This window comes from Acetobacter senegalensis (assembly GCF_001580995.1).
GTDB classification, from domain to species: Bacteria; Pseudomonadota; Alphaproteobacteria; order Acetobacterales; family Acetobacteraceae; genus Acetobacter; species Acetobacter senegalensis.
Window position 1 is genome coordinate 1 of sequence record NZ_LHZU01000060.1, and the last position, 2,500, is coordinate 2,500.

The following is a 2,500-nucleotide window of genomic DNA, read 5'->3' on the forward strand; positions in this document are numbered from 1 at the left end:
TGGTTGCGGGGGCAGGATTTGAACCTGCGGCCTTCAGGTTATGAGCCTGACGAGCTACCGGGCTGCTCCACCCCGCGTTTGTGTTGATTTTGGGGTGATTTGGAAGACCTGGCGGCGACCGACTTTCCCACGACTTAAGCCGCAGTATCATAGGCGCTGGGGGTTTTCACGGCCGAGTTCGGGATGGGATCGGGTGGATCACTCCCCGCCATGGCCACCAGGTCATCCAAATCACCCTTGAGTTGGGGTGGTGTGGACGGTTGGGTATGATGAAGTATGACGTTTTGCATGGATGATTTCTGTGCACGGGCCGTTCTTTTAAGGGAACGGTAAGAGAGTGAGCCTATTGGGCGATTAGGACCAGTTAGCTACACGCATTACTGCGCTTCCACACCTGGCCTATTGACGTGATGGTCTATCACGGCCCTTAGGGAGACCTAGTTTTGAGGTGGGTTTCCCGCTTAGATGCTTTCAGCGGTTATCCCGTCCACACTTAGCTACCCGGCGGTGCCGCTGGCGCGACAACCGGTGCACCAGAGGTGTGTTCATCCCGGTCCTCTCGTACTAGGGACAAATCCTCTCAAGTCTCCAACATCCACGGCAGATAGGGACCGAACTGTCTCACGACGTTCTAAACCCAGCTCACGTACCACTTTAATCGGCGAACAGCCGAACCCTTGGGACCTGCTCCAGCCCCAGGATGTGATGAGCCGACATCGAGGTGCCAAACCTCCCCGTCGATGTGGACTCTTGGGGGAGATCAGCCTGTTATCCCTAGAGTACCTTTTATCCGTTGAGCGATGGCCCTTCCACGCGGGACCACCGGATCACTATGGCCGACTTTCGTCTCTGCTCGAGCTGTCACTCTCGCAGTCAGGCGGGCTTATGCCATTGCACTCAACAGCCGGTTTCCGACCGGCCTGAGCCCACCATCGCGCGCCTCCGTTACACTTTGGGAGGCGACCGCCCCAGTCAAACTGCCCACCATACAGGGTCCCGGATCAGGCTAACTGACCGCGGTTAGACATCAGAAAAATTCAGGGTGGTATTTCAAGGATGGCTCCACGGGAACTGGCGCCCCCGCTTCAAAGCCTCCCACCTATCCTACACAGAATGTCTCTGATGCCACTGTAAAGCTGCAGTAAAGGTTCATAGGGTCTTTCCGTCTGACCGCGGATACCCCGCATCTTCACGGGGAATTCAATTTCGCTGAGCCGATGCTGGAGACAGCGGGGAAGTCGTTACGCCATTCGTGCAGGTCGGAACTTACCCGACAAGGAATTTCGCTACCTTAGGACCGTTATAGTTACGGCCGCCGTTTACCGGGGCTTCAATTCAGTGCTCTCACACCTCCTCTTAACCTTCCGGCACCGGGCAGGCGTCAGGCCCTATACGTCGTCTTTCGACTTCGCAGAGCCCTGTGTTTTTACTAAACAGTCGCTACCCCCTGGTCTGTGCCACCCGCCAATGGTTGCCCACCAACGGGTCTCGCTTATCCCGAAGTTACACGAGTAATTTGCCTAGTTCCTTCAGCATCGTTCTCTCAAGCGCCTTGGTATTCTCTACCAGTCCACCTGTGTCGGTTTCGGGTACGGTCTATACGCCAGAGCTATTTCCTGGAATGCGCAAAAAGCCAGTCCAATCCATTAAGGACTGACAACATCTTGCATTCGTCACTTCTGGCAGGTTCAGGAGTGTTCACCTGATTCCCATCGACTACGGCTTTCGCCCTCGCCTTAGGGGCCGACTAACCCTGCGTGGATTAACCTTGCGCAGGAACCCTTGGACTTTCGGCGACAGTGTTTCTCGCACTGTTTGTCGCTACTCATGTCAGCATTCGCACTTCCGATATCTCCAGAGAGGGTCACCCCGTCTCCTTCACAGACTTACGGAACGCTCCGCTACCGCGCATATCATAGATATGCACCCACAGCTTCGGCACGTGGCTTGAGCCCCGTTACATTTTCGGCGCAGGGTTTCTATTAGACCAGTGAGCTATTACGCTTTCTTTAAAGGATGGCTGCTTCTAAGCCAACCTCCTGGTTGTTTTGGAATCCCCACATCCTTTCCCACTTAGCCACGATTTGGGGGCCTTAGCTGGTGGTCTGGGCTGTTTCCCTCTCGACAATGGACCTTAGCACCCACTGTCTGTCTGCCAGGCTATACTTCCGGGTATTCGGAGTTTGGTTAGGTTTGGTAAGGCTTTGGGCCCCCCTAGCCCATCCAGTGCTCTACCCCCCGGGGTAAATACCTGACGGTCTACCTCAATAGATTTCGCGGAGAACCAGCTATTTCCGAGTTTGATTGGCCTTTCACCCCTAGCCACAGCTCATCCCCGACTTTTTCAACAGGCGTGGGTTCGGCCCTCCAGTGCGTGTTACCGCACCTTCAGCCTGGCCATGGCTAGATCACTCGGTTTCGGGTCTTCTGCCAGCAACTCGGCGCCCTATTCAGACTCGCTTTCGCTACGCCTACACCTATCGGCTTAAGCTCGCTGCAA

General features: G+C 55.4%; 1 tRNA gene and 2 rRNA genes (1 of these 3 cut by a window edge). All 3 read right to left on the reverse strand.

The annotated features are described in order from the left end of the window. Positions 1–77 (reverse strand) — tRNA-Met (locus tag AD948_RS00570). Between the two features lie 29 nt (positions 78–106). After that, positions 107–222: ribosomal RNA gene (rrf, locus tag AD948_RS00575) — 5S ribosomal RNA — on the reverse strand. 111 nt (positions 223–333) lie between these two features. After that, positions 334–2,500: ribosomal RNA gene (locus AD948_RS00580) — 23S ribosomal RNA — on the reverse strand; it runs 574 nt beyond the window's last position.